Source organism: Nocardia sp. CDC160, assembly GCF_035818795.1.
GTDB lineage: Bacteria > Actinomycetota > Actinomycetes > Mycobacteriales > Mycobacteriaceae > Nocardia.
This window is the reverse complement of the sequence record NZ_JAYKYT010000003.1, coordinates 732,906-757,141: the sequence shown is the minus strand read 5'-3', so window position 1 is coordinate 757,141 and position 24,236 is coordinate 732,906. Positions and strand designations below refer to the sequence as shown.

The following is a 24,236-nucleotide window of genomic DNA, read 5'->3' as shown; positions in this document are numbered from 1 at the left end:
AAGCTCATTCGTGTCCCGCTACCCGCATTTCACGGTGGGGATCGGGATATTCAGGGTGCACTTGAGGGTGTCGGCGGCCGAGTCGATGAGCTTGGTGATCAAGCCGCCGCCGAGCTTTTCGGCCTTGTCTACGTGCTCGTCCTTCTTGGGCTGCTGTCCGTTGTTGTCCGGCGCTCCCGGGTTCGGGAAGCTCGGATTGACCGGCCCGGCGGTCGCGGTGGCCATCGTCAATGGGCCTGAGCCCAGTGCCAGCACGAGTACCGCTGCGGCGACAAGTCGGGGGGCAGACATCAACCTCATCACATCCTCGGGTTCGAATCGGACCTTGCGGACAAAGGGTTCACACCAAGCTCACTGCTCGCTCCCAAGTAACTCACAGACAAGCGCCCGAAATGTGAAATGACAGTGCCCCCGTCGCGTCGTTGCGGCGGGGGCACTGCTCTATTCGGTTGTCCGCGGCTGAATCAGATTGCCGCGGCGTCTGCCGCCTCGATGGCTTCCTTGCGGGCCTGGATGCCGCCCGCGGTCCGCAGCGGCACTTCCTTCCAGAACAGCACCAGGACGAAGCCGATCAGGGACACGAGGGTGACCGAGAGGAACACCTTGTCCATGGAGTTGGCGAAGCCCTCCTTGAAGGGATGCGCCAGCGCCGGATCCAGCTTCTGGACGACCGAGCTGTCATTGAGCACCTGGCCCGCGACCCCCGGGGCGGTCTGCGGATTCGCCAGCTCCAGCACGACCTTCTTATCGGTCGAGTCGGGACCCTTCAGAGCCTGCTCGGCAGCGATCGAGAACGAGGTGCCGGGCTTGGCGGCGTTCTCCAGCGAGGTGGTGATGTTCGGGGCCAGCTGCGTGAACAGCACGGACAGGAACACCGCCACACCCAGCGTGCCGCCGATCTGCCGGAAGAAGGTCGCGGCCGCGGTGGACACGCCCATGTCCTTGGGCGGCAGGGCGTTCTGCAGCGCCAGGGTCAGCGGCTGCATCAGATTGCCCAGGCCGAAGCCGGTGATGGCCATGAAGATCATGACGACCCACAGCTTGGTGTCGGCCGAGACGAAGTGCAGCAGGAACAGGCCCGAGGTCAGCAGCGCCGCGCCCACCGGCGGGAAGTACTTGTACCGCCCGGTCTTCGAGATGAGCTGACCGGCCAGGATCGACCCGGTCATCATGCCCGCCACCAGCGGCAGCATGAGCAGACCCGCCTTGGTCGGGCTCGCGCCCTGCACCACCTGCAGGTACTGCGGCAGCAGGGTGATGCCGCCGAACATGGCCGCACCGACCACCACCGAGATGACCACGCCGAGGGCGAAGGTGGAGTTCTTGAACATTCGCAGCGGGATCAGCGCCGCGTCGCCCTGCTTGGCCTCCACGGCGATGAAGCTCAGCACGCCGATCGCGCCCAGGATGTAGCAGAAGACGGAATGTCCACTGGTCCAACCCCATTCGCGACCCTGCTCGGCCACCACCAGCAGCGGCACCAGGCCGACGATGAGCGCCGAGATGCCCATCCAGTCGATCGGCACCTTGGTGACGGGACGCTTGGGCAGGCGCAGCACCCGGGTCACCACGGCCAGCGCGATGATGCCGATCGGCACGTTCACCAGGAACACCCAGCGCCAGCCGGTGACGCCCAGGATCTCGTCGGTGCCCGACAGCACGCCGCCGATGACCGGGCCCACCACGCTGGAGGTGCCGAACACGGCCAGGAAGTAGCCCTGGTAGCGGGCGCGTTCCCGCGGCGAGACGATGTCGCCCATGATGGTCAGCGCCAGCGACATCAGACCGCCCGCGCCCAGGCCCTGGAACGCGCGGAAGGCGGCCAGCTCGTACATCGACGTCGCCATCGAGCAGGCCAGCGAGCCTGCCACGAAGATGGAGATGGCGGCCAGGTAGAACGGCTTGCGGCCGTACATGTCCGAGAGCTTGCCGTAGAGCGGCGTGGCCAGGGTCGAGGTGATCAGGTAGGCGGTGGTCACCCACGCCTGCGCCGAATAGCCTTGCAGCTCATCGGCGATGGTGCGGATGGAGGTCGACACGATGGTCTGATCGAGGGCCGCCAGCAGCATGCCCATGATCAGGCCGCTCATGATGACCAGGATCTGCTTGTGGGTGAACCCCGCCGAATTGACTTCGGGTTCCACCGCTTCCGTTTGTGTAGTCACGAATTGTTCTCCGCGGGTGCGTAATAGGACTGCAGGTCTTTGTGGGCGGCCATATCGGCGAGCATGCGCTGCCGGGTCACCTCGTAGCCGTCGACGAAGCGCCGCAACAGATTCGAGAAGACGTCCCGTTCCTCGGGGGTCCAGTCCTCGAGCATGTGGCGCAGCGAGTCGTTGCGGCGGGCCCGGATCTGGGCGGCCACCGCGCGCCCGGCCTCGGTCACGTCGAGCACGCTGACCCGACCGTCCGTGGGATCGGCGCGGCGCTCGATGAGTCCGCGCTTGACCAGACCGGCCACCTGGCGGCTGATGGTCGAGGCGTCCGAGTAGAGAGCCTCGGCCAGCGCGCCCGACCGCTTCGGGCCGCAGTGGATGAGCTGGAACAGGATGGCGAAGGCCGCCGGTTCGATCTCGCCCGAGGTGAGGGCCGCGATCTGAGCGTTGGTGCGATCGCGCAATTTGGTGAGGCGGGCGATCTCGAATGCGATGGCGTCGACGAGGCCGTCGTCGATGTCGGCTGGGGGCTGGGTAATCGCCGGGTCATCGTCGGTCACGGTCGGTCTCACCTCCTTGTATCAGGCAACTGCTTGTATGCGTCAACTAGTTGTACGACGCAAGTATTCCCCGATGGTTGCCGTATGGCAAGTTTTTTCCGGAGGTTGTGTCTCCGCTCACGCCTGGGCGATGGGAGCGGTCACCGCACTCGTGAGTTTCACCAGGTCAGCGGGGGCGAGCTCGATCTCGAGCCCGCGCTTGCCCGCACTGCACAGCACTCGATCCCAGCCCAGCGCCGACTCGTCGACGACCGTCGGCAGCCGCTTCTTCTGTCCCAGCGGCGACACCCCGCCGAGCACATAGCCGGTCGTGCGTTCGGCCTTCGCCTTGTCGGCCATGGCGGCCTTGCCGCCACCCAGTGCCGCGGCCGCCGCCTTCAGCGACAGTTTGGTCGGCACCGGCAGCACCGCCACCGCGAGCGCGCCCGAACCCAGCTCGATCACCAGCGTCTTGAAGATCTGCCCGGCGGTAACTCCCAGCTGCTCGGCCAGCGCCGCCACCGCCTCGGCCCCGTACGAATCACTGCGCGGGTCATGGGTATACGCGTGTACCCGATGCTCCACTTTCGCCTGCACCAATGCCTTGATCGCCGGGGTCGAAGCAACTGCCATGGGCTCACCCTAATCACCGAACGCAACCGGATTTCCGGTGTTGGGAACAGGGTGCGCGCCCGGCCTGTTGCAAGCGATACGCGCTTCACAGCAACCGCAGGGCCCACGGTGCCGAAGCGTGGGCAACCAATTCTGAAGGAGGAGTCGGTGACCGTTCTGGTCGAAGCGCCCCCGGCCGGTTTCCTGGCCGAATTCCTGTTCGCGGTAGATTCAAGTGCTACGGCGATCGAAGGGATTAGCGTGACGAGCGACGACGACATGGTCGATCGCCTGCGTGATGACGACTCGGACAGCGAGGGCATCGACGCCGGTGACGATCAAGCGGTCGACCTCCCTGTGGGGACTGATGGATACGACGAAGCGGACGAATCCGGTGCCAGGAGCACCGAATCCGTCGCGGAACTGGCCGCGCGGTTCGAGCGTGACGCGCTCCCGCTGCTGGACCAGCTCTACGGTGCCGCGTTGCGCATGACCCGCAACCCGGCCGATGCCGAGGATCTGGTGCAGGAGACCTTCGCCAAGGCGTACCAGGGTTTCAAGTCCTTCCGCGAGGGCACCAACCTGCGGGCCTGGCTGTACCGCATCCTCACCAACACCTACATCAACTCGTATCGGAAGAAGCAGCGCCAGCCCGCGCAGTATCCGACCGACGAGATCACCGACTGGCAGCTGGCCTCCACCGCCGAGCACACCTCCACGGGTCTGCGCTCGGCGGAGATGGAGGCGCTCGAGGCGCTGCCCGACGACGACATCAAGGCCGCTCTGCAGGAGCTTCCGGAGGAATTCCGGATGGCGGTGTACTACGCCGATGTGGAGGGCTTCCCGTACAAGGAAATCGCCGAAATCATGGGCACTCCCATTGGTACCGTCATGTCCCGACTGCACCGCGGACGCAAGCAGCTCAAGGGTCTGCTCGCGGACGTGGCGCGGGACCGAGGCTTCAACCGGTCGGGCAACGACGCGGCTCGTGAGGAGGTCACACAGTGAGCGACGAGATGGAAGATCTGGACTGCTCGGCGGTGCTGGCCGATGTCTGGCTGCTGCTGGACAACGAGTGCGACGCGGCCGTCAAGCAGCGGTTGCGCGAGCACATCGATCGCTGCTCGCCGTGCATCGAGGCCTACGGCCTGGAGGAGAAACTCAAGTCGCTGCTGAACCGCAAGTGCGGCGGCGACCGCGCACCGGATTCGCTGCGCCAGCGCCTGACCATGGAGATCCGGACCAGCTACAGCGTGGTCGAGACCAAGGCCGACAGCGCCGAATAAGATATACGCAAACGGCTGAGCGGCACCCTTCCCGATGGGAAGTGGTGCCGCTCAACGGTTTTCGAGCCTTTTATCGCAGCTCAGGCGTTCGGCCGCTTGCCGTGGTTGGCTGCGTTCTTCTTGCGGCCACGCTTCTTACGTCCACGCTTACCCATAGGTACTCTCCCTTCAGTCGGCCGCCATTCTTCCATGTGTGGTTGGCTGTACCGTCAGGGGCTACGGGTCGCTCAACGCGAGAGGTGTGCATGGCTGAGGAAGTGAAGGCCGAGATGGTGTCGACCGTCCAGGAGATCCTGGTCTCCGTCGGTGACGAGGTGAAGGTCGACGATCCGGTCGTCATGCTCGAGTCGATGAAGATGGAGATCCCCGTCATCGTCGAGACCGCGGGCACCGTCGCCTCCATCAACGTCAAGCCGGGCGATGTGCTGCAGCCCGGTGATCTCATCGCCGTCATCTCCTGAGGTCCCGAACCCCTGACCTGCCGCTGCCGCGTCGCGCCCGTCCCGCGTGGGAACATACCCTCGACGTGGGAACCGAGGAGCGTGGGTGAATGTCGACACTGAGTGATCTGCTGGCCGAGCATACCGATCTACCGGGTGCGGCCGTCGACCATTTGCAGCGGGTGGTGGGGGACTGGCAGCTGCTGGCGGATCTGTCCTTCGCGGATCTGCTGCTGTGGGTGGGTACGGGCCCGATCAGCGAGGGCGCGGAGGTGGTGTGCGTGTCCCAGTGCCGTCCCACCACCGCGCCGACCGTGCATCCGGAGGACCTGGTCGGCAGCCTGGCCACCAAGGAGGCCAATCCGCACGTCTTCGAGGCGCTGCTGAACGCCGATATCGTTCGCTTCGAGACCGATACCGTGCTGACCGGCGTCTATCACCCGCATCCCGTGCACGCCATGCGCGAGGCGATTCCGGTGCGGGTCGGCGACGACATCATTGCCGTGCTCGGCCGCGACACCGATGTCCAGCGCCGCAAGATGCGGTCCAGCCTGGAGATCGCCTACATGTCCTGCGCCGACGACCTGTGTCAGATGGTCGCCGACGGCACCTGGCCCGCGCTCGAGGACCGCACCGGCGCGCACTCCAGCCCCCGCGCGGGTGACGGTTTCATTCGCCTCGACACCGAGGGCACCGTGGTCTACGCCAGCCCCAACGCGCTCTCGGCCTATCACCGCATGGGTTTGCAGAACGATCTGGTCGGCCAGGATCTGGCCCTGACCACGCGTTCCCTGATCACCGACCCGTTCGACGCGCAGGAGGTGGTCGGCGATATCCAGGCGGCCCTGGCCGGAAAGGCCGGTCGCCGAATGGAAGTCGAGGCGCGCGGCGCGACCGTGCTGCTGCGCACCCTGGTGCTGCGCCCGCACGGTGAGCTGGCCGGGGCCGCGGTGCTGGTCCGCGATGTCACCGAGGTGAAGCGGCGCGACCGCGCGCTGCTGTCCAAGGACGCGACCATTCGCGAGATCCACCACCGGGTGAAGAACAATCTGCAGACGGTGGCCGCGCTGCTGCGACTACAGGCCCGCCGCACCGAGAACGAAGAGGCCCGCCTGGCCCTGACCGAATCGGTCCGCCGCGTCACCTCGATCGCCTCGGTACACGAAATGCTGTCGATGTCGGTTGACGAAGAGGTCGATCTGGACGAGGTGGTGGACCGCCTGCTGCCGATCATGGCCGATGTGGCGACCGTCCACACCGCCCGCATCAAGGTACGCCGCGCCGGATCGCTCGGCGTCTTCTCCGCCGAACGCGCGACGCCGCTGGTCATGGTGCTGACCGAGCTGGTGCAGAACGCCATCGAGCACGCCTTCGACGCGGGCGAGAACGGTACGGTCACAATCCGTTCCGAACGCTCGGCGCGCTGGCTCGACGTCATCATCAGCGACGACGGCCGCGGCCTCCCCGACGGTTTCAGCCTGGAAGCTTCCGACCGGTTGGGCCTGCAAATTGTCCGCACACTGGTCACGGCCGAATTGGGCGGCTCCATCGGACTTCACCCGGGAGCCGATGTCGGCACCGACGCGGTCCTACGAGTCCCCCTGGGCCGCCGCTCCGCCCGCTGACCCGAAATATGTTCCCCGACGCATAAGTTCGGGCATAGTGAAAAATCTGTGTCCGAACTTTCGTTCGAAATGATCAATCCCGTTGAGCGGGAATTGCATCGGAGAGTTCCCCCGAGTCGGCCCTTTACACACTTAAGCCCGGCACCTGTGGTGGTGCCGGGCCGAATTGCGTTGCGGCCCCGAGGCTGGGATGGGCCGTAACGCCTTGTCGTCTAGCTGGTTAGACGACGGTGCGCGTACGCGTGCGAGCGTTGCGGCGCTTGAGGGCGCGACGCTCGTCCTCGCTCATACCACCCCACACACCGGCATCCTGGCCCGACTTCAGGGCCCAGGACAGGCAGTCAGCGGTGACGGGGCAGCGAGCGCAGACCAGCTTGGCATCGGCAATCTGCGCGAGCGCCGGACCACTGTTACCCACCGGGAAGAACAGTTCGGGGTCCTCGTCGCGACAGATGGCCTTGTGGCGCCAGTCCATTCCTCTGCTCCTTTGCTAGGGCGCGCGCATGGCGCTGCCCCTTCGGGTTTGTGGTCCGTTCACTTGTGCGACTCGAATGTTTCCGCACGGTTGCTTGTGAATGCTTTCACGAACACCGTAGATGTCAATAGATACCTGGTGCACCGTGGGGAAGCTCACGCTGTAAGACCCCTACATGGGGGTCCGCCGTGTCATTTGTACTCGGTCGAGCGGGTTTTCGCAGCGCAACAGCTAGGTTTCTCAGGTGTGTCGAACCGGCTAGGGCTTCGGCGCGACCACATCGAGGATATCCGGGACGGCTGTGAAATTCACCATGTTGCGTCGGCCAATGAAGTCGCCGTCGATTTGCAAGCCGATCGGTTCCTCCGCGGTGACGGTTACCGCAGGTACATCGTCTTCTCGAAACAAATTGTGGCCCTTGGGATCCCCTCCGGGCGTCAGCAACTGCCGCGCGATCATGAGGGTGGGCAGGACGCCCATGGTCCGCATGGCAAACACCCCGAGACCCGATTCGAAGGCGGTACCGGGGTTGGTGACGACGGGCGTGTTGTCGAGAAAAGTCCAGGGACTGGCATTGGTCACGAATGCGTAATGGACATCCGTAACCGGTTCGTGACCTGGAATGTCCAGGGTCACTTGCGGGGCATGGCGTTTGGCGCGGAAGAACTGCTTGACCGTGGTGCGCAGATAGCGGGCGGGCGTGGCGGCCTTGCCGTTCGCGCGCTTGTCGTCGATGGCCTCGCAGACATCGGCGTCCAGGCCGACGCCCGCGCTGAAGCAGAACCAGCGGTCATCGGCGACGCCCAGCCCGATGCGGCGGTCCGCGTCGTCGGCGACCAGATCGATGAGCTGATTGGTGGCCGTCACCGGATCGGGCTCGATGCCCAGCGAGCGCGCGAACACATTCGCCGAACCACCCGGAATGACCCCGAGCCGCGGCACCCATTCGCGCTGCGGCCGACCGGGCAGCGGCAGGAAGCCGTTGATGGTCTCGTTCACGGTGCCGTCCCCGCCGTGCACCACGATCAGATCCATGCGGGTGTCGGCGGCCCAGCGCGCCAGCTCGGCGGCGTGCCCGCGGTGCTCGGTCTGGCGAACGGTGAGCTGGGTGCGGCTTTCCAGGGCGTGCGCGAGCAGATCGCGAGTGGACCGGGTGGTCGAGGTGGCATTCGGATTCACGATCAGCAGGGTCCGCACCCCCGCAGCCTACTTAGGTCCGTCGCGACACGGCTGCCCGAGTCCCGTCGGAAAGACGTGGGCGGGTCCAGGATTCGGCAACGACGCTCGGTCGTAGGCTGGGACCGTGGCTGAGCAGAACAAGGGCGAGCAGAAGCCGTCGGACGAGACCGAGGCGGTGCCGACGACCCCGCCCGACGCAGTGCCGACGAGCGCTCGCGATGCGGTGCCGACAACCGCGCGCGAGGCGGTGCCGACGACCGTGCGCGTGGCGGGTGCGCTGGTCGCGCTGGAGGGCGCGCTGGGCTTGGTCGCCATGGTCGTGCTGATCGTCGTCGGGGCGAACGGCTCGGCGCAGAGCCCGAAGAACAGCTATCTCACCGCCGGATACGCGGCCATTCTCGGCGGCGCGGTGCTGGCCGCGGGCATCGGGCTCATGCGCGGGAAGCGGTGGGGGCGGGCCATCGCGACGCTGACGCAGCTATTGCTGCTGGGCGTCGCGTACTACATGTTCACCTCGGACCGGCCCGAATTCGGCGCGCCGCTCGGACTGCTGGCGCTCGCGGCGTTGGGGTCGCTGTTCGCTCCGGCCTCGAACAGGTGGATGGCCGCGGGGTACGGGATCGCCGAGGACTAGTGGGGTCGGTCAGGACCGGACGGTTGGGCTCCACTGGCCATTAGGGGTGCCTCAGTGGCCCGGAGACGGATTTTTGGACGCCCGCCCACCTTGGAGAGGTGAGCGGGCGCTTGTCGATGCGCACCAGGGCGCTTGCCGAAGGGGGCGGTCGTCCGCCGCAGATCCTCAGTCGTCCGCGTGCGCGGCGAGGCGTTCCAGCGGACCTCCGCTGAGGCGGTAGCCGGTCCACTCGTGCTGGTGCTCGGCCCCGATCGACTCGTAGAAGTCGATGCTCGGGGTGTTCCAGGTGAGCACCGCCCAGTCGACGCGGGCGTAGCCTCGCTCGACCGCCTCGCGGGCCAGGGTCGCGAGCAGGCTCTTGCCCAGCCCGGCCCCGCGCGCCTCGGGTTTGACGTAGAGGTCCTCCAGGTAGATCCCGTGCACGCCCTTCCAGGTCGAGAAGTTCAGGAACCAGATCGCACAGCCCACGATGCCCCGGTCGTTCTCGGCCACGTGCGCGTACAGCGCCGGGTTCGGGCCGAAGAGCGCGGTCTCGAGCTGGGTCTCGGTGAGGGTGCACTCGTCGGGTGCCTTCTCGTACTCGGCCAGATCGTGGACGAGCTGCACCAGTGCCGGGATATCGGCGGGTGTGGCGCGGCGGATCATTGCGCGGCCCCTTCCTGCGGTTCGAGCGGCGGAACCAGGTTGTGTGTCAGCACGGTTCGCGCCTGGTGATCGTGTCCCAGCACGGTAACCGCGGCCGTGGACATGAAGAATCGGCGGCCTTCGACGACGTCGAATTCGCACCAGCGGGCGATGAGTACCCGGGAGAAGTGGCCGTGGCCGACGAGAACGACATCGCGGGTGGACAGTTCGGGGATGACCCGCGCCAGCACGTGATCGGCGCGCTTGCCGACCTGCTCGGCGGTCTCGCCCCCGGGCGTCTCGCCGGTGAAGATGGTCCAGCCCGGGGACCGCTGCTGGATCTCGGGCGTGGTCAGGCCCTCGTAGTCGCCGTAGTCCCATTCGACCAGGTCGTCGTCGACGATCGCCCCGGTGAGCCCGGCCAGTTCGGCGGTGTGGACGGCGCGCTGCCGGGGGCTGGTCAGCACCAGCGGCGACTGTAAGTCCAGATCCGACAGGGTTTTTCGAGCGGCGCGGGCCTGCGCCTCGCCGAGTTCGGTCAGGGGGCAGTCGGTGCGGCCGGTGTGGCGGCGCGCGGCCGACCACGCCGTCTCACCGTGTCGCAGCAATATCAGCCGGAATTCGCCACCGCTCATGGCTCGATCATGCCGGACGTCCGGTTCCGAGCTTCAGGAGGCAGGCGCTCCCACGCCGTAGACCTGGGTGCCGCGGCGTTCCAGGAAGACCGTGCCCGAGACCGCCAGGGAGATGGGCTCGTTGTGGTAGTCGGTGCGCTGCAGCGGGATTCGGCTGGTCTGCGCCCCCGTCTGGGGATCCAGCGCGGCCAGACCGTCGGCGACGGGGACGAACAGCTGGCCCGACATGAGCGCGGGCGTGCCGAGCACGTGCTGGGTGCCCCACAGCGGATCCAGGGTGGTGGGGTTGAGCGCGATCAGGTTCTCGCCGGTGAAGACGAAGAAACCGGTCGACAGCCGCGCCACCATGGCGGTGTCCGTCAGCGGGGCCGAAAGCTGGTGGGTGGCAAGCAGATTGCCCTGCACGTCGTAGATGGTGAGAACCGGTGGGGTGGTTTGGGTTCCGGGCAGGTACAGCGCGATCCGACTGTCGGACACCGCGATCACCCGCGCCCCGTCCACCGCGCCGCCGGGCTCGTTGAGCACGTGCGAGCTGTACTCCTCCGGGGCCGTGCCGTCCTTGGGCGCGGGATTGAGAATCGACAGCCGATCCGCGGCGTCCTTCGGGCAGCGCTCCAACACCGCGACCCGGCTCGGCGCGGAGGCGGCCGAGAGCAGCTTGCAGTCGGTGCGCGGCTGGGTGTGCGGATTCACCGGGGCGTCCACATAACCGAATTCGAGGGTGCGCACCATATCCGAGCGCCACATCTCGAGCCGGTCGTCGCCGAGCGCGAGCACATAGGTGCCGTCCGGCCACAGCGTGACCTGCTTGTCCATATAGCTCGACCGCGCCGCCACCCGAGACCCGTTCTGCGCGTTGAGCAGTGTGGTCTGGCTGCACCCGCGATCATCGCGATAGGTGGCGATGACCGTCCCGAACTGCACCTCCACCGCACACAGCGGCAGATCCCGCTCGTACTTCCAGACCTGGTCACCGGTGCGCGGATCACGGCCGGTGACGGTCCCGCCGTCGGCGGTCACGGCCACCCCGCCCACCACGAGCGACCGCATGGCCGCACCGTCGGCCTGATGCCAGAGATCCTTGACCTGAGCCGGAATCGCCCCACCCGAACTCGGTGCGGGCACATCCGTGGTGGCGGTGGTCGAGTGCGTACTCCGCACCCCACTGGTCAGCGCGACAACCGCTGTCACGATCGCCACCAGAGCGGCGATCGCGACAGCGGTGAGAATATCGGCGCGTGTCCGCCGCTCGGGTGCGAGCACGACAGCGAGACTAGCCGATCCACCCGACCACGCCGAGAGACCCCGACCCCGATCACGGTCTGGTCAGCGCCGCAACCGTTGTCGTGATCGCCACCGGAGCGGCGATCACGACGAAGCGGCGCGGTGATCGGAGGGGTTACGCGGAGGCGACGACCGGGTCGGCCACCGCGTCGGCGTCGGCCTTGCGGCGTCGGGTTCGCTTGACCGGGGCGACCTCGTCGGCGTCGGTGGAACCGTTTGCGGCGGTGGACTTGCCGCCGACGGTGGCCTTGGTCGCCTTGCGGACGCGCTTCTTCGGAGCGGGCTGCTCGGCGTCCGCCTCGCTCGCGCCGTTGACGGCCTCCGTGGTGGCGGCCGCCTTCCGGGTGCGCTTGCGGGCCGGGGCCTTCGGAGCCTCGGCGGAGTCGGCCACAACCTCGGCACCCTCGGTGGCCGCGGTCGCGGCCTTCGTGGCGCGCTTGCGGGTCGACTTCTTCGGGGCCTCCTCCACGGCGGCCTCGGTACCCGTCGTGCTGGCGGCCTTGGTGGCGCGCTTGCGCGGGGCCTTCAGCACCGGCTCGGCCGAATTGCCTTCGGCGGCAGCCGATTCCACCGGGGCGGACTCCGCGGCCACGTTCTCGGTCGCCGTAGCCTTGGCTGCCTTGGCTGCCTTGCGGGTGCGCTTGCGAGGAGCCGAGTCCGCGTCGACCGTCGCCTCCGCGGCGGCCGTGCCATTCGCGGTGGCGTCCGAGAACAGCACGCCGGGGGCGATGGTCTGCGGGGCCTGCGGAGCGTCGGTCTGCGCGGCATCGGTCCGCGGCGCGGATTCGGTGGAACCCTTGCCGCGGCGGGTGCGGTTGCGGGTGCGGCGGCCGGTGCTTCCGGTGCCCTCGGACTCCGTCGCGTCGCCGTCGTTGGTGGAAACCTCTGCGGGGGCGTCGGTTTCGACCTCGGTCGCGGTCGCGGCGGTGGCGTCGACCGGGGTGTTGCCACCCTTGCCGCGACGGCGGCGGCGACGGCGGCGGCCGGACTTCTCCGGATCACCGCTGGCCGAATCACCCTCGGCGGCAATGGTTTCGGTGCCGGTCTCCACCGTGGTGTCCGCGCCCTCGACCACCTTGCCGCCGCGGGTGCGGCGACGGTTGCGGCTGCGCGGGGAGCGGGACTCGCGCTCGACGACGACGGCGTCCTCGTCGCGCTCGGGCTTGCGCTTGCGGATGATGCCGGTGACGCCCTCCGGAATTCCGAGCTCCTCGTAGAGGTGCGGGGACCGCGAGTAGGTCTCCACCGGTTCCGGGATGCCAAGTTCGAGGGCCTTGTCGATGGAGGCCCAGCGATGCAGCTCGTCCCAGTCGACCAGGGTGACCGCGACACCGGTCTTGCCCGCGCGGCCGGTGCGGCCGATGCGGTGCACGTAGGTCTTCTCGTCCTCGGGGCACTGGTAGTTGACCACGTGGGTGACGTCGTCGATGTCGATTCCGCGGGCGGCCACGTCGGTGGCGACCAGCACGTCGATCTTGCCCTCGCGGAACTTCTTGAGCGCCTTCTCGCGCGCGATCTGCCCGAGGTCGCCGTGCACCGCGCCGACGGCGAAGCCGCGCTCGGCCAGATCGTCGGCGACCTTCTGCGCGGTCCGCTTGGTGCGCGCGAAAATCATTGTGGCGCCGCGGGTCTCGGCCTGCAGGATGCGGGCGACCAGCTCGCTCTTGTCCAGCGCGTGGGCACGGTAGACGAACTGCGCGATGCGGTCGTGCACCGCGGACTCGTGATGCTCCTCGGCGCGAATGTGCGTCGGCCGGTTCAGGAAGGTGCGGGCCAGGGTGATGATCGGCCCCGGCATGGTGGCCGAGAACAGCATGGTCTGGCGCTGCTCGGGAACCATGTTGAGGATGCGCTCGATATCGGGCAGGAAGCCCAGGTCGAGCATTTCGTCGGCCTCGTCGAGCACCAGCACCTGCACCTTGCCCAGGATCAGATGCTGCTGTTCGGCCAGATCCAGCAGGCGGCCCGGGGTACCGACGACCACGTCGACACCGGCGCGCAGCGCCGCGATCTGCGAATCGTAGGGGCGGCCGCCGTAAATGGCGGTGACCCGCACGGACTGGCCGTTCTCGTCCTTCAGATACTTGCTGGCGTTCTCCAGATCCGAGGAGACCTGGATGCACAGCTCGCGGGTCGGCACGATGATCAGCGCGCGCGGCGTGCCGTCGAGATCCTTGGTGCCCGAGTCGCGGGCGGCGATGCGGTGCAGCAGCGGCACACCGAAGCCGAAGGTCTTGCCCATACCGGTGCGGGCCTGACCGATGAGATCCTCACCGGCCAGCGCGAGCGGCAGGGTGAGTTCCTGAATGGCGAAGGTTCGTTCGATGCCGATCTCGGCGAGCGCCCGGACGATTTCGGGGTCCACGCCCAATTCGGCGAAAGTCGGAGCCAGGTGGGTGTCGTCGAGTTCCGCCGTCAACAGCGTGTCGGCCACACCGGGTTCCTGCTCTATGGTGATCTTGCTCAGGTTCTTGCCTTTCCTCGATATCGCGTCTCGCGCGCACGAGGCGTGGGGCGGACCCGGTCGGCCCGCGACGACCACTTGATCCGTTTCTCGCCGCTGCGGGATGCCTCTCCGGTGGATGGGCGTCGACCTGGCGCGGCGGGTGCAGTGCTGCGGATCGGAGTGCGCGCACATTTTCCATGGACTGCGGACATGAAGGACATGAATTTCCGCTGTCCGCGGAGATTGTAGCGTGATACGGCCTTCGCCCTGATTTCCGCCACCGCTAATGTGTGGCGTTATTGCGCTGGTAGGCGCGCTTATCGGTGGTGAAAGCGGCGCTCGCGCCGGGTTTCGCATTGCCGTTAATGATTGCGGCGCACCATAATTCGTCCGGGGGCGACCACGCGGACCGCGCGGCGGGCAGTTGAGTTGCTCACATGTGTGATACATCGTGTACCACTATCTGCGAAGGTATTCGCGTGAGCTTGGCAGACACCGTGACAACCGCCGCCCAGAACCTGTGGGCACTGACCTTCGGCGACGGCATCGAGGCACCCGAACCGACCCCGTCCACGGTGCTGTTCGACGCACCCCATCGCGAACTCCGCCGCTACGACGGCGCGGGCGCCGACGATCCGGCCGTGCTGCTGGTGCCGCCGCTGGCCGCGCCCGCCTTCTGCTTCGACCTGCGCCCCGATCAGAGTCTGGCGCGCTTCCTGCTGGAATCCGGCCGCGCGCCCTACCTGGTCGACTACGGCGACATCACCTTCGACGACCGCCACATGGGCTTCGAGACCTGGATCGACGACATCCTGCCCGAGGCGATTCGCCAGGTCTCCGCCGATCGCGACGGCCGCCCGGTGGATCTGGTGGGCTGGTCCATCGGCGGCACCCTGGCCCTGCTGACCGCCGCGGCCGACCAGACCCTGCCCATTCGCTCGGTGACCGCGGTCGGCGCGCCGCTGAGCTACGACCACATGGTCGGCGCGCGCGAATTGCGCACCCTGGCCCGCCTCGACGGCGGCCGCACCGCGACCGCCGCCATTCGCGCCGTGGGCGGCGTCTCCTCGCGGCTGACCCGCATCGCGTACCGGGCCACCGCCTGGGATCGAGAACTCAAGCGCCCCTTCTTCATTGCCAGCAACCTCACCGATACCGCGACGCTCGCTCGCATGGAGACCATCGACCGGTTCCAGAACGCGCTGCCCGGTTATCCGGGGCGGTTCTACAACCAGCTGTGGGGCCGTTTCATTCTCCACAACGACATCGGTAAAGGCGTTGTGCGCCTGGGTGATCGAGAGATCGCGCTGGCCGATCTCACCCAGCCGGTGCTGCTGGTCGGCGGCCCGAACGACGCCATCACCGCGGCCGCCGCGGTCGAGCACGGCACCAAGACCCTGACCGGGTCGGCGCAGGTGCGGTACGAGACCGCACCCGGTTCTCACCTCGGCATTCTCATCGCCCGCGACACCACGTGGACGTATCTGGACAAGTTCCTGCGCGACCTGGCCTGATCGGGTTTCGACGCTGCCTGATCACGCGTTCGGGTACGGCCGCAGCGCGGGCCACGACTGCTGATTCAGCCGTCCCACACTGTATTTCGGGATCAGGACATCGACGATCTGGCGCGCGATGAGCTCGTACACGGCCTGCGTCGGGTGCGCGAGATCGCTGGTGGTGAGCGCGCGGCGCAGGGCGCGCGGCGTCGTGTCGGTCATGCCCAGATACGGCACCGGGCCGTGTTCCTGGGCCAGCGGTGTGAGCTCGAACGCCTGCTGATGATCCGAGACGTACTGCATGAACTGGGACATCGGCACGAAGCCGATATTGGCCGGGTTCGCGCCGGGCCCGTCTTTGGGACCGGGCGCGGGCCAGTGCCCGGCCAGATACGACAGCGCGTCATTGAACTTGGCGACGTTCTTCACCACCTGTTCGACCGAGGCCTCGCCCTTGTCGATCGCCTTGTCCTGGTAGCGAACCGAGACCATCGGACTCGGCAGGTCGATGAGCAGGAAGTGTTCCAGGGCCGGATTGGTCGGCAGTGAGTTGGGGATCAGATTCACCAGCGACCGAATGTCGCGGATCATCGGCCCGATTCCGGTGCCGGGTTTCTCGGTGGTGCTGTCGGGGACCGGTCGGGCGGCGGTGACGAGGTCGTTGAGCCCGATCCAGATGATGTGCAGCGTCGGCCCGGGGTACTGGTCCTGGGCGAGTCCGCGCGCGGCGGGCGGGGGATCGGCCTGCATCGCGCGCCGCGCCGCGATGTACTTCTCGACCTGTGCGCGCAGGTGCCCGAGCGCGCCGCCCTTGTCGGCGGTGTCATCGGCCGCGACCGCGCCGCCCTCGGCGTAATTGGCGTAGCGCACGGGGAACGGCAGCGCGTTGACGGTGGTGCCCAGGACGAGGGAGTCGGTGGTGAGTTTGCGATGGGGCGCGGTGGCGTCCTCGGTCTCCTTCTTGTTGGCCCGGATCAACGGTTGGCCGCCGATCCATTCGACGAGGAAGTCGGTCCAGTTCTTGCCGTCGCTGTAGCGGCCGACCTCATTGGTGCGCATCATCCCGGCGGCGCGGGCGAACATGCCCGCGGGCGCTTCGCGTTTGATGCCGATATCGGAGAGGGAATCACCGAGGATGACGAGGTTCTGGATTGCGGTGGGCATGGGGACTCCGCGAGTGTGATACCTGACCGGACCTCCGCCGACGCGGAGCGCCGCCTGTACGCGGCGACCGGTAGGTTTGTGAATAGCCAAGGGGCACAAGGCTATTGGAACTTTCTGAGCGTACGACTGATGACATGTCCCCGACTGGCGAATGCGCGTCATTTTCTGCCGCTAGGGTGGGGTCCCATGGGAGCCCCTTTCGCAGCGTCCGCTGACGGCCGCATCTCCGCCGAACACCCCGGCGTCACCGACCTGTTCGCCGTCCTGGCCTACGGCGAAATCTCCGCCTTCTACCGGCTCGCCGAGGAGGCCAAGCTCTCGCCCACGCTGCGCGGCCGGGTGGCCGTCGCCAAGATGGCGGGCAACGAGATGGAGCATTTCCAGACCCTCGAGCGGGCGCTGGCCGATCGCGGCATGGACGTCTTCGACGCCATGGCCCCGTTCGTGCGCGCCCTGGACGCTTATCACGCCTCCACCGACCCCTCCACCTGGCTGGAGTCGATGGTGAAGTTCTATGTCGGCGACGGCATCGCCGCCGACTTCTACACCGAGATCGCCGGTGCCCTGCCTCCCGAGGTCGCCGATGTGGTGCGCGATGTGCTGGCCGAGACCAGCCACTCCGAGTTCGTGATCGAGGAGGTGCGGACCGCGGTCGCGCAGAACCGTTCCGAGCGCGACCGACTGGCGCTGTGGGGTCGCCGCCTGCTGGGCGAGGCCATCACCCAGGCGCAGTACGTCATGGCGCAGCGCGACGAGCTCACCGAGTTGGTGCTCACCGCCACCGGCGACCTGAACGGCATCGCGACCCTGTTCGAGCACATGCAGAACTCCCACGCCGAGCGGATGCGGGTCCTCGGCCTCGCGTGATCGCGGTCGGCTCCGTCGTGATCGCGGCTCGCTCCCGGTGATCACGCTGTTCGCTGACAGCGCAGGACGTAGCGGTCGGGGTCCGACGCGGCTGCATTAGCCTGATCAAGACAGCACAGGACTCTAGGTTCGGAGGTTGGCCGTGGAGGTCAAGATCGGCATTTCGGATAGCCCGCGTGAGCTCATCATCAATAGCTCGCAGACCCCCGCCGAGGTCGAAGCCCTCGTCACCGGTGCGCTGCAGGGTGAGGGTGGCGTCGTGGCGCTGACCGACGAGAAGGGGCGCAAGTTCCTGATTCAGGCGGCCAAGGTCGCCTACGTCGAGATCGGCACTCCGTCCTCGGGCCGTGTCGGCTTCGCCGCCGTCTAGATCGCCGTCCGAACTTTCGAACGAAAAAATTGCCCCGCCGAGCAACTCGGCGGGGCAATTTCTTTTGCAGTTCTTGGGGTTTCAGGGGGTACCCCTGAGAGCCTCGAGAGTTGAGGGAATTTATCTCTCAATCGATCGGGTGCAGAGGTACATGCTTCAACCCACCCCAGCAGAGGGCGACGGTCGTATCCACCGCGTCATCCTTCGGAATCGGGCGATCCGCCTCGAGCCAATACCGGGCGCTGAGCTGGCTCGCGCCGACCAGTCCGACCGCGAGCACGCGCGCCCGGTAGGGGTCGAGTCCGGAGTCGTGCGCGACCAGGTCGAAGACCGCGTCCACACACGCCTCGGTGGCCTGCTCGACCCGGCGTTGCACCTGCGGCTCATTGGTCAGATCGGATTCGAAAACCAGTCGGAAGCCCTGGGTTTCGTGATCGACGAAGTCGAAGTACGCCTGCACGGCGGCGCGCACACGCTGCTTGTTGTCGGTGGTGGAGCGCAGCGCTTGGCGCACGCTCGAGACCAGCGCGTCGACATAGTTCTGCAGCACCGCCAGATACAGCTCGAGCTTGCTCGAGAAGTGCTGGTAGAGCACGGGTTTGCTCACTCCGGCACACTGCGAGATCTCGTCCATGCCCGCGGCGTGATAGCCGCGCTGGACGAAGACCTCGCTGGCTGCGGCGAGTAGCTGCGCCCGGCGCGCCTCGCGAGGCAGGCGGGTGCCGCGCTTGCTCGTCGCCTCGGATGACATGCGGTGCGAAGTCATCCGGTCCACGAGGTCAGTCATTTCCGATCTCCCAGTTGATTCCCGGCGGGAAGGATGTCACCGGGGCGGTATCCACCGAACGATACTCGCTCGGGGGGCCGGTGCCGATCCAGGTTCCGAATATTGTGGCGTCGATTATGCGAGGCCGATCACAACTGTGTAGCACATGTTCCGATTTGTGAGATCTGCCGCATTCACGTGAGATATCTCGCAGCAATACCGGCGCCCGCGAAGGCGACCGAGTGCTCGGCGTCGCGCTGTGAGAGTCTGTCAGACGTGACCGACCATGGGGGCAGCAATTCCGGCGGGCGCGATTCACGCCGCCCCGTGGGAGCCGGTGTGCCGCGAGCAGCCGGAACCAAGCGACGGGGAAGACCCAGCGGGCCGATCTACGATCCGCTCGGTTTGTACTTCGACAACGACGCATCGCAGACCGGCTCGTCGGTATCGCCGCATCAGCCGCTGCGGGCCCGCTGGGACCCCACCGCCCCGCCCGCCGACGGACCCAATCGGCAGCGCCCCGATCGTGAGACCAAGAAGCAGAGCCGACTCGGCCGCTTCGTCAATACCTACGGCTGGCGCGCCTACGCCCTGCCCGTCCTGCTGGTGATCACCGTCGTCGTCTCCGTGGACGCGGTGCGGCACACCGGTGACAGCGCCACCGGACTCCCCGGCTTCGGCCGCCTCAGCGAGCGCGGCGACAAGCCCAGCGGCATTCTCGGCGGGCCCAAGGGGGACGGAAAGTACGCCCTGGATCTGCCTTCGGGCGCGGTGCCCGCGGGCGGCCCGTACACCGACACCGGCAAGGGCACCTGGCATGTGGTGCCGGGTACGACCGGGCAGGTGGGCACCGGCTCCGACCACGTCTTCAACTACACGGTCGAGATCGAGGACGGGGTGGACACCGCCAGCCTCGGCGGGGACGACGCGATCGGGAAGATGATCGACGCGACGCTGGCGAATCCCAAGTCCTGGACCCATGATCCGCGCTTCGCCTTCCGCCGCGTCGACACCGGCAACCCGGACTTCCGCATCTCGCTCACCTCCCGCGACACCACCCGCAAGTCCTGCGGCTTCGAGATCCCGGTCGACTCCTCCTGCTACAACGCCGATCTCGACCGCGTCGTGCTCTCGGAGGTCCGCTGGGTGCGCGGCGCGCTCTCCGACGAAGGCGACGTCGGCTCCTACCGCCAGTACCAGATCAACCACGAAGTGGGCCACGCCATCGGCTACCGCCAACACCAGCCCTGCGAAACCGACGGCGGCCTGGCCCCGGTCATGATGCAGCAGACCTTCGGGATCAAGAACAACGACATCGCGAAGCTCGACCCCGAAGGCGTAGTCCCCATGGACGGCAAGTCCTGCCGCTTCAACCCCTGGCCTTACCCGCGCGGCTGACCACCCAGCCCACCGGTATCCGGCCCATTCCTCATCCCACCGCGATCCATCCGCCAATCCGGCGCGGTATGGCCGGAACCCACCTATTGGCAGTGGATTCCGGCCACAGAGCGCCAGAGGCTGGGGTCCTACGCCGCGGCGACGGTCACCGGACCTGTCACCGGTGTGGGCGAACGCCGCTGCCGGGCAACGACTCCCAGGCCCGATGTCGCGCCCAGCGCTGCGGCCACTGCGGCGGCCAGCACCGCTGCGCGGAAGCCGTGTGCGACCGCCGCGTCGTGGTGTATCCGCCGTTGGCGGCGAAAACCGCCGAGGTGACCGCGATTCCGAAGCTGCCGCCGAGTTGGCGCATGGTGTTGTAGATGCCCGAGGCGGTGCCGACGGACTCCGGCCCGACCGAGCTGATGGCGGCGTTCTGAATGGCGGGCATGGCGGCCGAGACGCCGATTCCCGCCAGCAGCATGGGCACGATCAGCGCCGGATACCCGGCCCCGGTCCCGGCGGCCAGCGCGATCCAGGCGGCGCCCGCCGCCGTGAGCAGCAGTCCACCCACGATCAGTCGGCGTTCGCCGATCCGGGTCATGCGGGCACCCGCGATCGGCGCGACCACGAAAAGCGTTGCCGTCCACGGCAGGAGGCGCAGGCCCGAGCCGAGCGGGGTGTAGGACAGTCCGGCCTGCAGATATTGGGCGAAGAAGAACGCCATGCCGAACAGCGAGGCGGTCATGAGCAGCCCTGCCAGATTGGCGGTGCTGAAACCGCGGTGGGTGAACAGCCCCATGGGGACCATGGGGTGCCGGGTGCGCAGCTCCCAGCCGACGAAGGCCGCCAGCAGCACGCCGCCGCCGATCAGCGTGGCGAGGATCTCGGGGCTGCTCCAGCCACTCGCATTGCCCCGCACCAGACCCCACACCAGCCCGAGCACGCCCAGCCCGGACAGCACGACGCCGAGAATGTCGATCTTCGTTGCGGGCCCGGTGCTTTCGGCGGCGAACCGGGCGACCAGCGGAATGAGCACCAGTCCGATCGGCACGTTCAGCCAGAAGATCCACTCCCAGGTCAGCCCCTGCACCACCGCGCCGCCCACGACCGGTCCGCCGAGGATGGCGAGCCCGGTGATCCCGGCGAAGATCCCCATGGCCCGCCCCCGCTGTTCGGGCGGGAACGCCACGGCGACCAGGGTGAACGCGGCGGGCATGATCATGGCTCCGCCGACGCCCTGGATCGCGCGGGCGGCGATCAACACCCCGATATCGGTGGCCAGCGCGCAGGCCGCCGAGGCGAGGGTGAACAGTGCCAGCCCCGCGATCAGCAGGCGCCGCCGCCCAATGCGGTCGCCGACCGCGGAGGCGGTCAGCAGGAGCACGGCAAAGGCGAGCGTATAGGCGTTGAAAGTCCATTCGAGCGCCTCGAGCGAGGCGCCGAGCTGTTCGCGAATGGTATTGAGCGCGGTGGTGACGACGAGCGCGTCGAGCCCCACCATCAAGGACGCCACCGAAGCAAGGGCGAGCGTCCAGCGCTGATGCGTAGTCATGGGGGAGTGGCCTTTCGAGGATGATCCGACCTGTCGCAGATACGTACTCACCGCCCCCGCAAAACTCATCGCCCCACGACTCTCGGCCCCACCACCGCTGCGCTTGTACTCTCGCCGAGGCCCTGACCGTGCCGACATCAAGATCAAGGAGCTTTCACTGCGGGGAATTGTCCGGTTCGCCGCGGTGGGAGCTCCCTGATCTTGGTTTGGGGGTGGGGGATTGGAGGTGTGGCGGGTGGGGGCGGGGCGTGCTAGCAAGGTGGGATGACCGCTGCTGTGGATGATGTGGTCGCCGGTGCGGAGGCGCATCGGGCGGAGTTGCTCGCCTACTGCTATCGGATGACCGGGTCGATGCACGATGCGGAGGATCTGGTGCAGGAGGTGCAGGTGCGGGCGTGGCGGGCGGCGGAATCCTTTGATCCGCAGCGGGCCTCGCTGCGCACGTGGCTGTATCGGATCGCCACCAATGTGTGTTTGACGGCGTTGAAGACCGCCCAGCGGCGGGCGCTGCCGGTGGATCTGTCGCAGCCGAATCCGGTGTACGGGCCGGAGGCACTCGACAAGTCACCCGAATTTCCTTGGCTGGAGCCGTTTCCGGACTCGCTGCTCGGGGAGGGCGATCCGGCCGCGGTGGTCACGGTGCGCGAGAGCGTCCGCTTGGCGTTCGTGGCGGCGCTACAGCACCTGCCGCCGCTGCAGCGCTCGGTGCTGATCCTGCGGGATGTGTTGGCGCTGAAGGCGACCGAGGTGGCCGAGCTGCTCGACACCAGCACCGCGGCGGTGAACAGCGCCCTGCAGCGGGCACACGCCCAGCTGGCCGGGATCGAGTCCGGTCCCGCCGAACTCTCCGATGCCGAGCAGCGCGAGTTCCTCGAGCGCTATGTCGCCGCGTTCGAGGCCATGGATGTGGCGGCGTTGAAGCACATCCTGCGCGAGGACGTGCTGCTGCAGATGCCGCCGTTCCTGGCCTGGTTCCACGGCCGCGACGCCGTGGCGGCCTTCATGACGCGGGTCTTCGGCCGCGGCGGTGCCTTCCGGCTGGTGTCGACCCGGGCCAACGACCGCCCGACCCTGGCCGTCTACCGCCGGGCCGACGACGGCGAGGTCTTCGAGGCGGCCAACCTGCACGTCCTCACCGTGGACACCGACGGCATCGCCCGCATGGATCTGTTCCACTCGCCCGAACTGTTCCGCGTCTTCGGTCTGCCCGCCTGGCTGTGACCGCTACCCGCATGGCTGTGACCGGGCGTTGACGGGCCCCGGGCACGCTGACCGCCGGGTCTCGTAGGCTGGGGAAGAACGCCACCCGTCCCGGTGTTGCAGCTGTGGCCGCGAAGAAAGCAATGGCCGCGAGTATCCGGCGAATTCGATTGAGGAGTCCGAAGACGTGTCATCGCATCCCTCCCTGCCGCCCCTGGTGGAACCGGCGGCGGAGCTGACCCGGGACGAGGTCGCCCGCTACAGCCGCCATCTGATCATTCCGGATCTCGGGGTGGACGGTCAGAAACGCTTGAAGAACGCGCGCGTGCTGGTGATCGGCGCGGGAGGGCTCGGCTCCCCGGCGCTGCTGTACCTGGCCGCCGCCGGTGTCGGCACGCTGGGCATCGTGGAGTTCGACGAGGTCGACGCCTCCAACCTGCAGCGCCAGATCATTCACGGCGAATCCGATATCGGCCGCTCCAAGGCCGACAGCGCCCGCGACTCGATCCTGGAGATCAACTCCGGAATCACGGTGGAGCTGCACAAGATTCGCCTCGAACCCGACAATGCCATCGACCTGTTCCGTCAATACGACTTGATCGTGGACGGCACCGACAATTTCGCCACCCGCTACCTGGTGAACGACGCGGCGGTGCTGGCGGGCAAGCCCTACGTGTGGGGTTCCATCTACCGCTTCGAGGGCCAGGTCTCGGTCTTCTGGGAGGACGCCCCCGACGGGCGCGGCATCAACTACCGCGACCTCTACCCCGAGGCCCCGCCGCCGGGCATGGTTCCGTCCTGCGCCGAGGGCGGCGTGCTGGGCGTGCTGTGCGCCTCCATCGGCTCGATCATGGTGACCGAGGCGATCAAGCTCATCACCGGCATCGGCGACCCGCTGCTGGGCCGTCTCATGGTCTACGACGCACTGGACATGAGCTACCGCACCATCAAGCTGCGCCGCGACCCGGAGCGTCAGCCCATCACCGAACTCATCGACTACGACGCCTTCTGCGGCGTGGTCTCCGAGGAGGGCCAGGCCGCAGCCCTCGGCTCCACCGTCACCGCCCGCGAACTCAAGGACATGCTCGACGCGGGCAAGGACGTCGCCATCATCGACGTCCGCGAACCGGTGGAGTGGGAAATCGTCCGCATCGAGGGCGCAACCTTGATCCCCAAGGACCGCATCCTCTCCGGCGAGGCCCTGGCCGAACTCCCCCAGAACACCCCGATCGTGTTGCACTGCAAGACCGGCATCCGTTCCGCGGAGGCCCTGGCGGCGCTGAAGAACGCAGGCTTCTCGGACGCCACTCACCTCCAGGGCGGAATCATCGCCTGGGCCAACCAGGTTGACCCGTCCCTGCCGGTGTACTGAGTGAATAGGGGTCCGGGAGTGCGTCTTCCGGACCCCGCACCGGGGCTCTCACCCGCAAAATTCCGGGCAACTTATCGACTTCGTTCCAGGTGGTCGGTTATCCGGTGTGGCGTCGGATTCCCGTCTCTTTACGG

At 67.4% G+C, this 24,236-nt stretch carries 24 protein-coding genes and 1 pseudogene; 11 read left to right on the top strand and 14 right to left on the bottom strand.

Going from position 1 to position 24,236, the window contains the following annotated elements; translation table 11 throughout:
- Window positions 1-18 precede the first annotated feature (18 nt).
- The 4 genes from VMT40_RS18165 to ybaK form a co-directional block, all read right to left on the bottom strand.
- Complete coding sequence (locus VMT40_RS18165; protein ID WP_326359493.1) at window positions 19-291, bottom strand: hypothetical protein; 273 nt, start codon at window positions 289-291, stop codon at window positions 19-21.
- 173 nt (window positions 292-464) lie between these two features.
- Complete coding sequence (locus VMT40_RS18160; protein ID WP_442790000.1) at window positions 465-2,165, bottom strand: MDR family MFS transporter; 1,701 nt, start codon at window positions 2,163-2,165, stop codon at window positions 465-467.
- Window positions 2,162-2,716, bottom strand: a complete 555-nt coding sequence (locus VMT40_RS18155) for a MarR family winged helix-turn-helix transcriptional regulator (protein ID WP_326359492.1) — start codon at window positions 2,714-2,716, stop codon at window positions 2,162-2,164. The genes VMT40_RS18160 and VMT40_RS18155 overlap by 4 nt, the downstream gene beginning before the upstream one ends.
- A 117-nt stretch (window positions 2,717-2,833) precedes the next feature.
- On the bottom strand, window positions 2,834-3,328 hold the full coding sequence (ybaK, locus tag VMT40_RS18150; RefSeq protein WP_326359491.1) for a Cys-tRNA(Pro) deacylase: 495 nt from the start codon (window positions 3,326-3,328) through the stop codon (window positions 2,834-2,836).
- 336 nt (window positions 3,329-3,664) lie between these two features.
- On the opposite strand from ybaK, the gene VMT40_RS18145 reads away from it, so the two are divergent.
- Together VMT40_RS18145 and rsrA are read left to right on the top strand one after the other, a co-directional pair.
- Window positions 3,665-4,315: a sigma-70 family RNA polymerase sigma factor gene (locus tag VMT40_RS18145; RefSeq protein ID WP_326360235.1), complete on the top strand. Its 651-nt coding sequence runs from the start codon at window positions 3,665-3,667 to the stop codon at window positions 4,313-4,315.
- Between the two features lie 8 nt (window positions 4,316-4,323).
- Window positions 4,324-4,593 carry a mycothiol system anti-sigma-R factor gene (gene rsrA, locus VMT40_RS18140; RefSeq protein WP_326360233.1) on the top strand — a complete coding sequence of 90 codons (270 nt, stop codon included), beginning with the start codon at window positions 4,324-4,326 and terminating at the stop codon, window positions 4,591-4,593.
- 80 nt (window positions 4,594-4,673) lie between these two features.
- On the opposite strand, the gene VMT40_RS39390 is transcribed toward rsrA, so the two are convergent.
- Entirely contained in the window at window positions 4,674-4,748 is a 75-nt protein-coding gene (locus VMT40_RS39390) for a 50S ribosomal protein bL37 (RefSeq protein ID WP_153805149.1), read from the bottom strand.
- Window positions 4,749-4,838: 90 nt separating this feature from the next.
- On the opposite strand from VMT40_RS39390, the gene VMT40_RS18135 reads away from it, so the two are divergent.
- Together VMT40_RS18135 and VMT40_RS18130 are read left to right on the top strand one after the other, a co-directional pair.
- Window positions 4,839-5,054: a biotin/lipoyl-binding carrier protein gene (locus VMT40_RS18135; RefSeq protein WP_326359490.1), complete on the top strand. Its 216-nt coding sequence runs from the start codon at window positions 4,839-4,841 to the stop codon at window positions 5,052-5,054.
- Between the two features lie 89 nt (window positions 5,055-5,143).
- A complete protein-coding gene (locus VMT40_RS18130; RefSeq protein ID WP_326359488.1) occupies window positions 5,144-6,658 on the top strand; it encodes a sensor histidine kinase in 1,515 nt (504 codons plus the stop codon).
- A gap of 220 nt (window positions 6,659-6,878) precedes the next feature.
- Here VMT40_RS18130 and VMT40_RS18125 read toward each other — a convergent pair whose 3' ends face one another.
- Together VMT40_RS18125 and VMT40_RS18120 are read right to left on the bottom strand one after the other, a co-directional pair.
- The gene (locus tag VMT40_RS18125) at window positions 6,879-7,133 is read right to left on the bottom strand and encodes a WhiB family transcriptional regulator (RefSeq protein WP_011211115.1); all 255 of its coding nucleotides are present in this window, start codon (window positions 7,131-7,133) and stop codon (window positions 6,879-6,881) included.
- A gap of 258 nt (window positions 7,134-7,391) precedes the next feature.
- The gene (locus VMT40_RS18120; RefSeq protein ID WP_326359487.1) at window positions 7,392-8,330 is read right to left on the bottom strand and encodes a diacylglycerol/lipid kinase family protein; all 939 of its coding nucleotides are present in this window, start codon (window positions 8,328-8,330) and stop codon (window positions 7,392-7,394) included.
- A gap of 106 nt (window positions 8,331-8,436) precedes the next feature.
- On the opposite strand from VMT40_RS18120, the gene VMT40_RS18115 reads away from it, so the two are divergent.
- On the top strand, window positions 8,437-8,946 hold the full coding sequence (locus VMT40_RS18115) for a hypothetical protein (RefSeq protein ID WP_326359486.1): 510 nt from the start codon (window positions 8,437-8,439) through the stop codon (window positions 8,944-8,946).
- A gap of 165 nt (window positions 8,947-9,111) precedes the next feature.
- On the opposite strand, the gene VMT40_RS18110 is transcribed toward VMT40_RS18115, so the two are convergent.
- The 4 genes and pseudogenes from VMT40_RS18110 to VMT40_RS18095 all read right to left on the bottom strand — a co-directional run.
- The gene (locus VMT40_RS18110) at window positions 9,112-9,591 is read right to left on the bottom strand and encodes a GNAT family N-acetyltransferase (protein WP_326359485.1); all 480 of its coding nucleotides are present in this window, start codon (window positions 9,589-9,591) and stop codon (window positions 9,112-9,114) included.
- Window positions 9,588-10,205, bottom strand: coding sequence for an acid phosphatase (locus VMT40_RS18105; RefSeq protein WP_326359484.1), 618 nt, complete (start codon window positions 10,203-10,205; stop codon window positions 9,588-9,590). The genes VMT40_RS18110 and VMT40_RS18105 overlap by 4 nt, the downstream gene beginning before the upstream one ends.
- Before the next feature lie 33 nt (window positions 10,206-10,238).
- Window positions 10,239-11,468, bottom strand: a complete 1,230-nt coding sequence (locus VMT40_RS18100) for an Rv3212 family protein (protein WP_326359482.1) — start codon at window positions 11,466-11,468, stop codon at window positions 10,239-10,241.
- Window positions 11,469-12,402: 934 nt separating this feature from the next.
- Window positions 12,403-13,977, bottom strand: a pseudogene (locus VMT40_RS18095) (DEAD/DEAH box helicase); the annotation flags it as partial.
- Window positions 13,978-14,414: 437 nt separating this feature from the next.
- Between VMT40_RS18095 and VMT40_RS18090 the strand changes: the two are divergent.
- Complete coding sequence (locus tag VMT40_RS18090) at window positions 14,415-15,449, top strand: alpha/beta fold hydrolase (protein WP_326359481.1); 1,035 nt, start codon at window positions 14,415-14,417, stop codon at window positions 15,447-15,449.
- Between the two features lie 21 nt (window positions 15,450-15,470).
- Here VMT40_RS18090 and VMT40_RS18085 read toward each other — a convergent pair whose 3' ends face one another.
- Window positions 15,471-16,595, bottom strand: a complete 1,125-nt coding sequence (locus VMT40_RS18085) for an SGNH/GDSL hydrolase family protein (protein WP_326359480.1) — start codon at window positions 16,593-16,595, stop codon at window positions 15,471-15,473.
- A gap of 186 nt (window positions 16,596-16,781) precedes the next feature.
- Between VMT40_RS18085 and VMT40_RS18080 the strand changes: the two genes are divergently transcribed.
- The gene (locus VMT40_RS18080) at window positions 16,782-17,462 is read left to right on the top strand and encodes a ferritin-like fold-containing protein (RefSeq protein ID WP_326359479.1); all 681 of its coding nucleotides are present in this window, start codon (window positions 16,782-16,784) and stop codon (window positions 17,460-17,462) included.
- A gap of 142 nt (window positions 17,463-17,604) precedes the next feature.
- Entirely contained in the window at window positions 17,605-17,832 is a 228-nt protein-coding gene (locus VMT40_RS18075; protein WP_326359478.1) for a DUF3107 domain-containing protein, read from the top strand.
- 127 nt (window positions 17,833-17,959) lie between these two features.
- Here the strand turns inward: VMT40_RS18075 and VMT40_RS18070 are convergent, their stop codons facing one another.
- On the bottom strand, window positions 17,960-18,619 hold the full coding sequence (locus VMT40_RS18070) for a TetR/AcrR family transcriptional regulator (protein ID WP_326306650.1): 660 nt from the start codon (window positions 18,617-18,619) through the stop codon (window positions 17,960-17,962).
- Between the two features lie 255 nt (window positions 18,620-18,874).
- On the opposite strand from VMT40_RS18070, the gene VMT40_RS18065 reads away from it, so the two are divergent.
- The gene (locus tag VMT40_RS18065) at window positions 18,875-19,996 is read left to right on the top strand and encodes a DUF3152 domain-containing protein (protein WP_442789999.1); all 1,122 of its coding nucleotides are present in this window, start codon (window positions 18,875-18,877) and stop codon (window positions 19,994-19,996) included.
- 157 nt (window positions 19,997-20,153) lie between these two features.
- Here the strand turns inward: VMT40_RS18065 and VMT40_RS18060 are convergent, their stop codons facing one another.
- Window positions 20,154-21,530 carry a DHA2 family efflux MFS transporter permease subunit gene (locus VMT40_RS18060; protein WP_326359477.1) on the bottom strand — a complete coding sequence of 459 codons (1,377 nt, stop codon included), beginning with the start codon at window positions 21,528-21,530 and terminating at the stop codon, window positions 20,154-20,156.
- Between the two features lie 264 nt (window positions 21,531-21,794).
- On the opposite strand from VMT40_RS18060, the gene VMT40_RS18055 reads away from it, so the two are divergent.
- Window positions 21,795-22,751: a sigma-70 family RNA polymerase sigma factor gene (locus VMT40_RS18055; protein ID WP_326359476.1), complete on the top strand. Its 957-nt coding sequence runs from the start codon at window positions 21,795-21,797 to the stop codon at window positions 22,749-22,751.
- Window positions 22,752-22,917: 166 nt separating this feature from the next.
- Window positions 22,918-24,102, top strand: a complete 1,185-nt coding sequence (moeZ, locus tag VMT40_RS18050; protein ID WP_326359475.1) for an adenylyltransferase/sulfurtransferase MoeZ — start codon at window positions 22,918-22,920, stop codon at window positions 24,100-24,102.
- Window positions 24,103-24,236 lie beyond the last annotated feature (134 nt).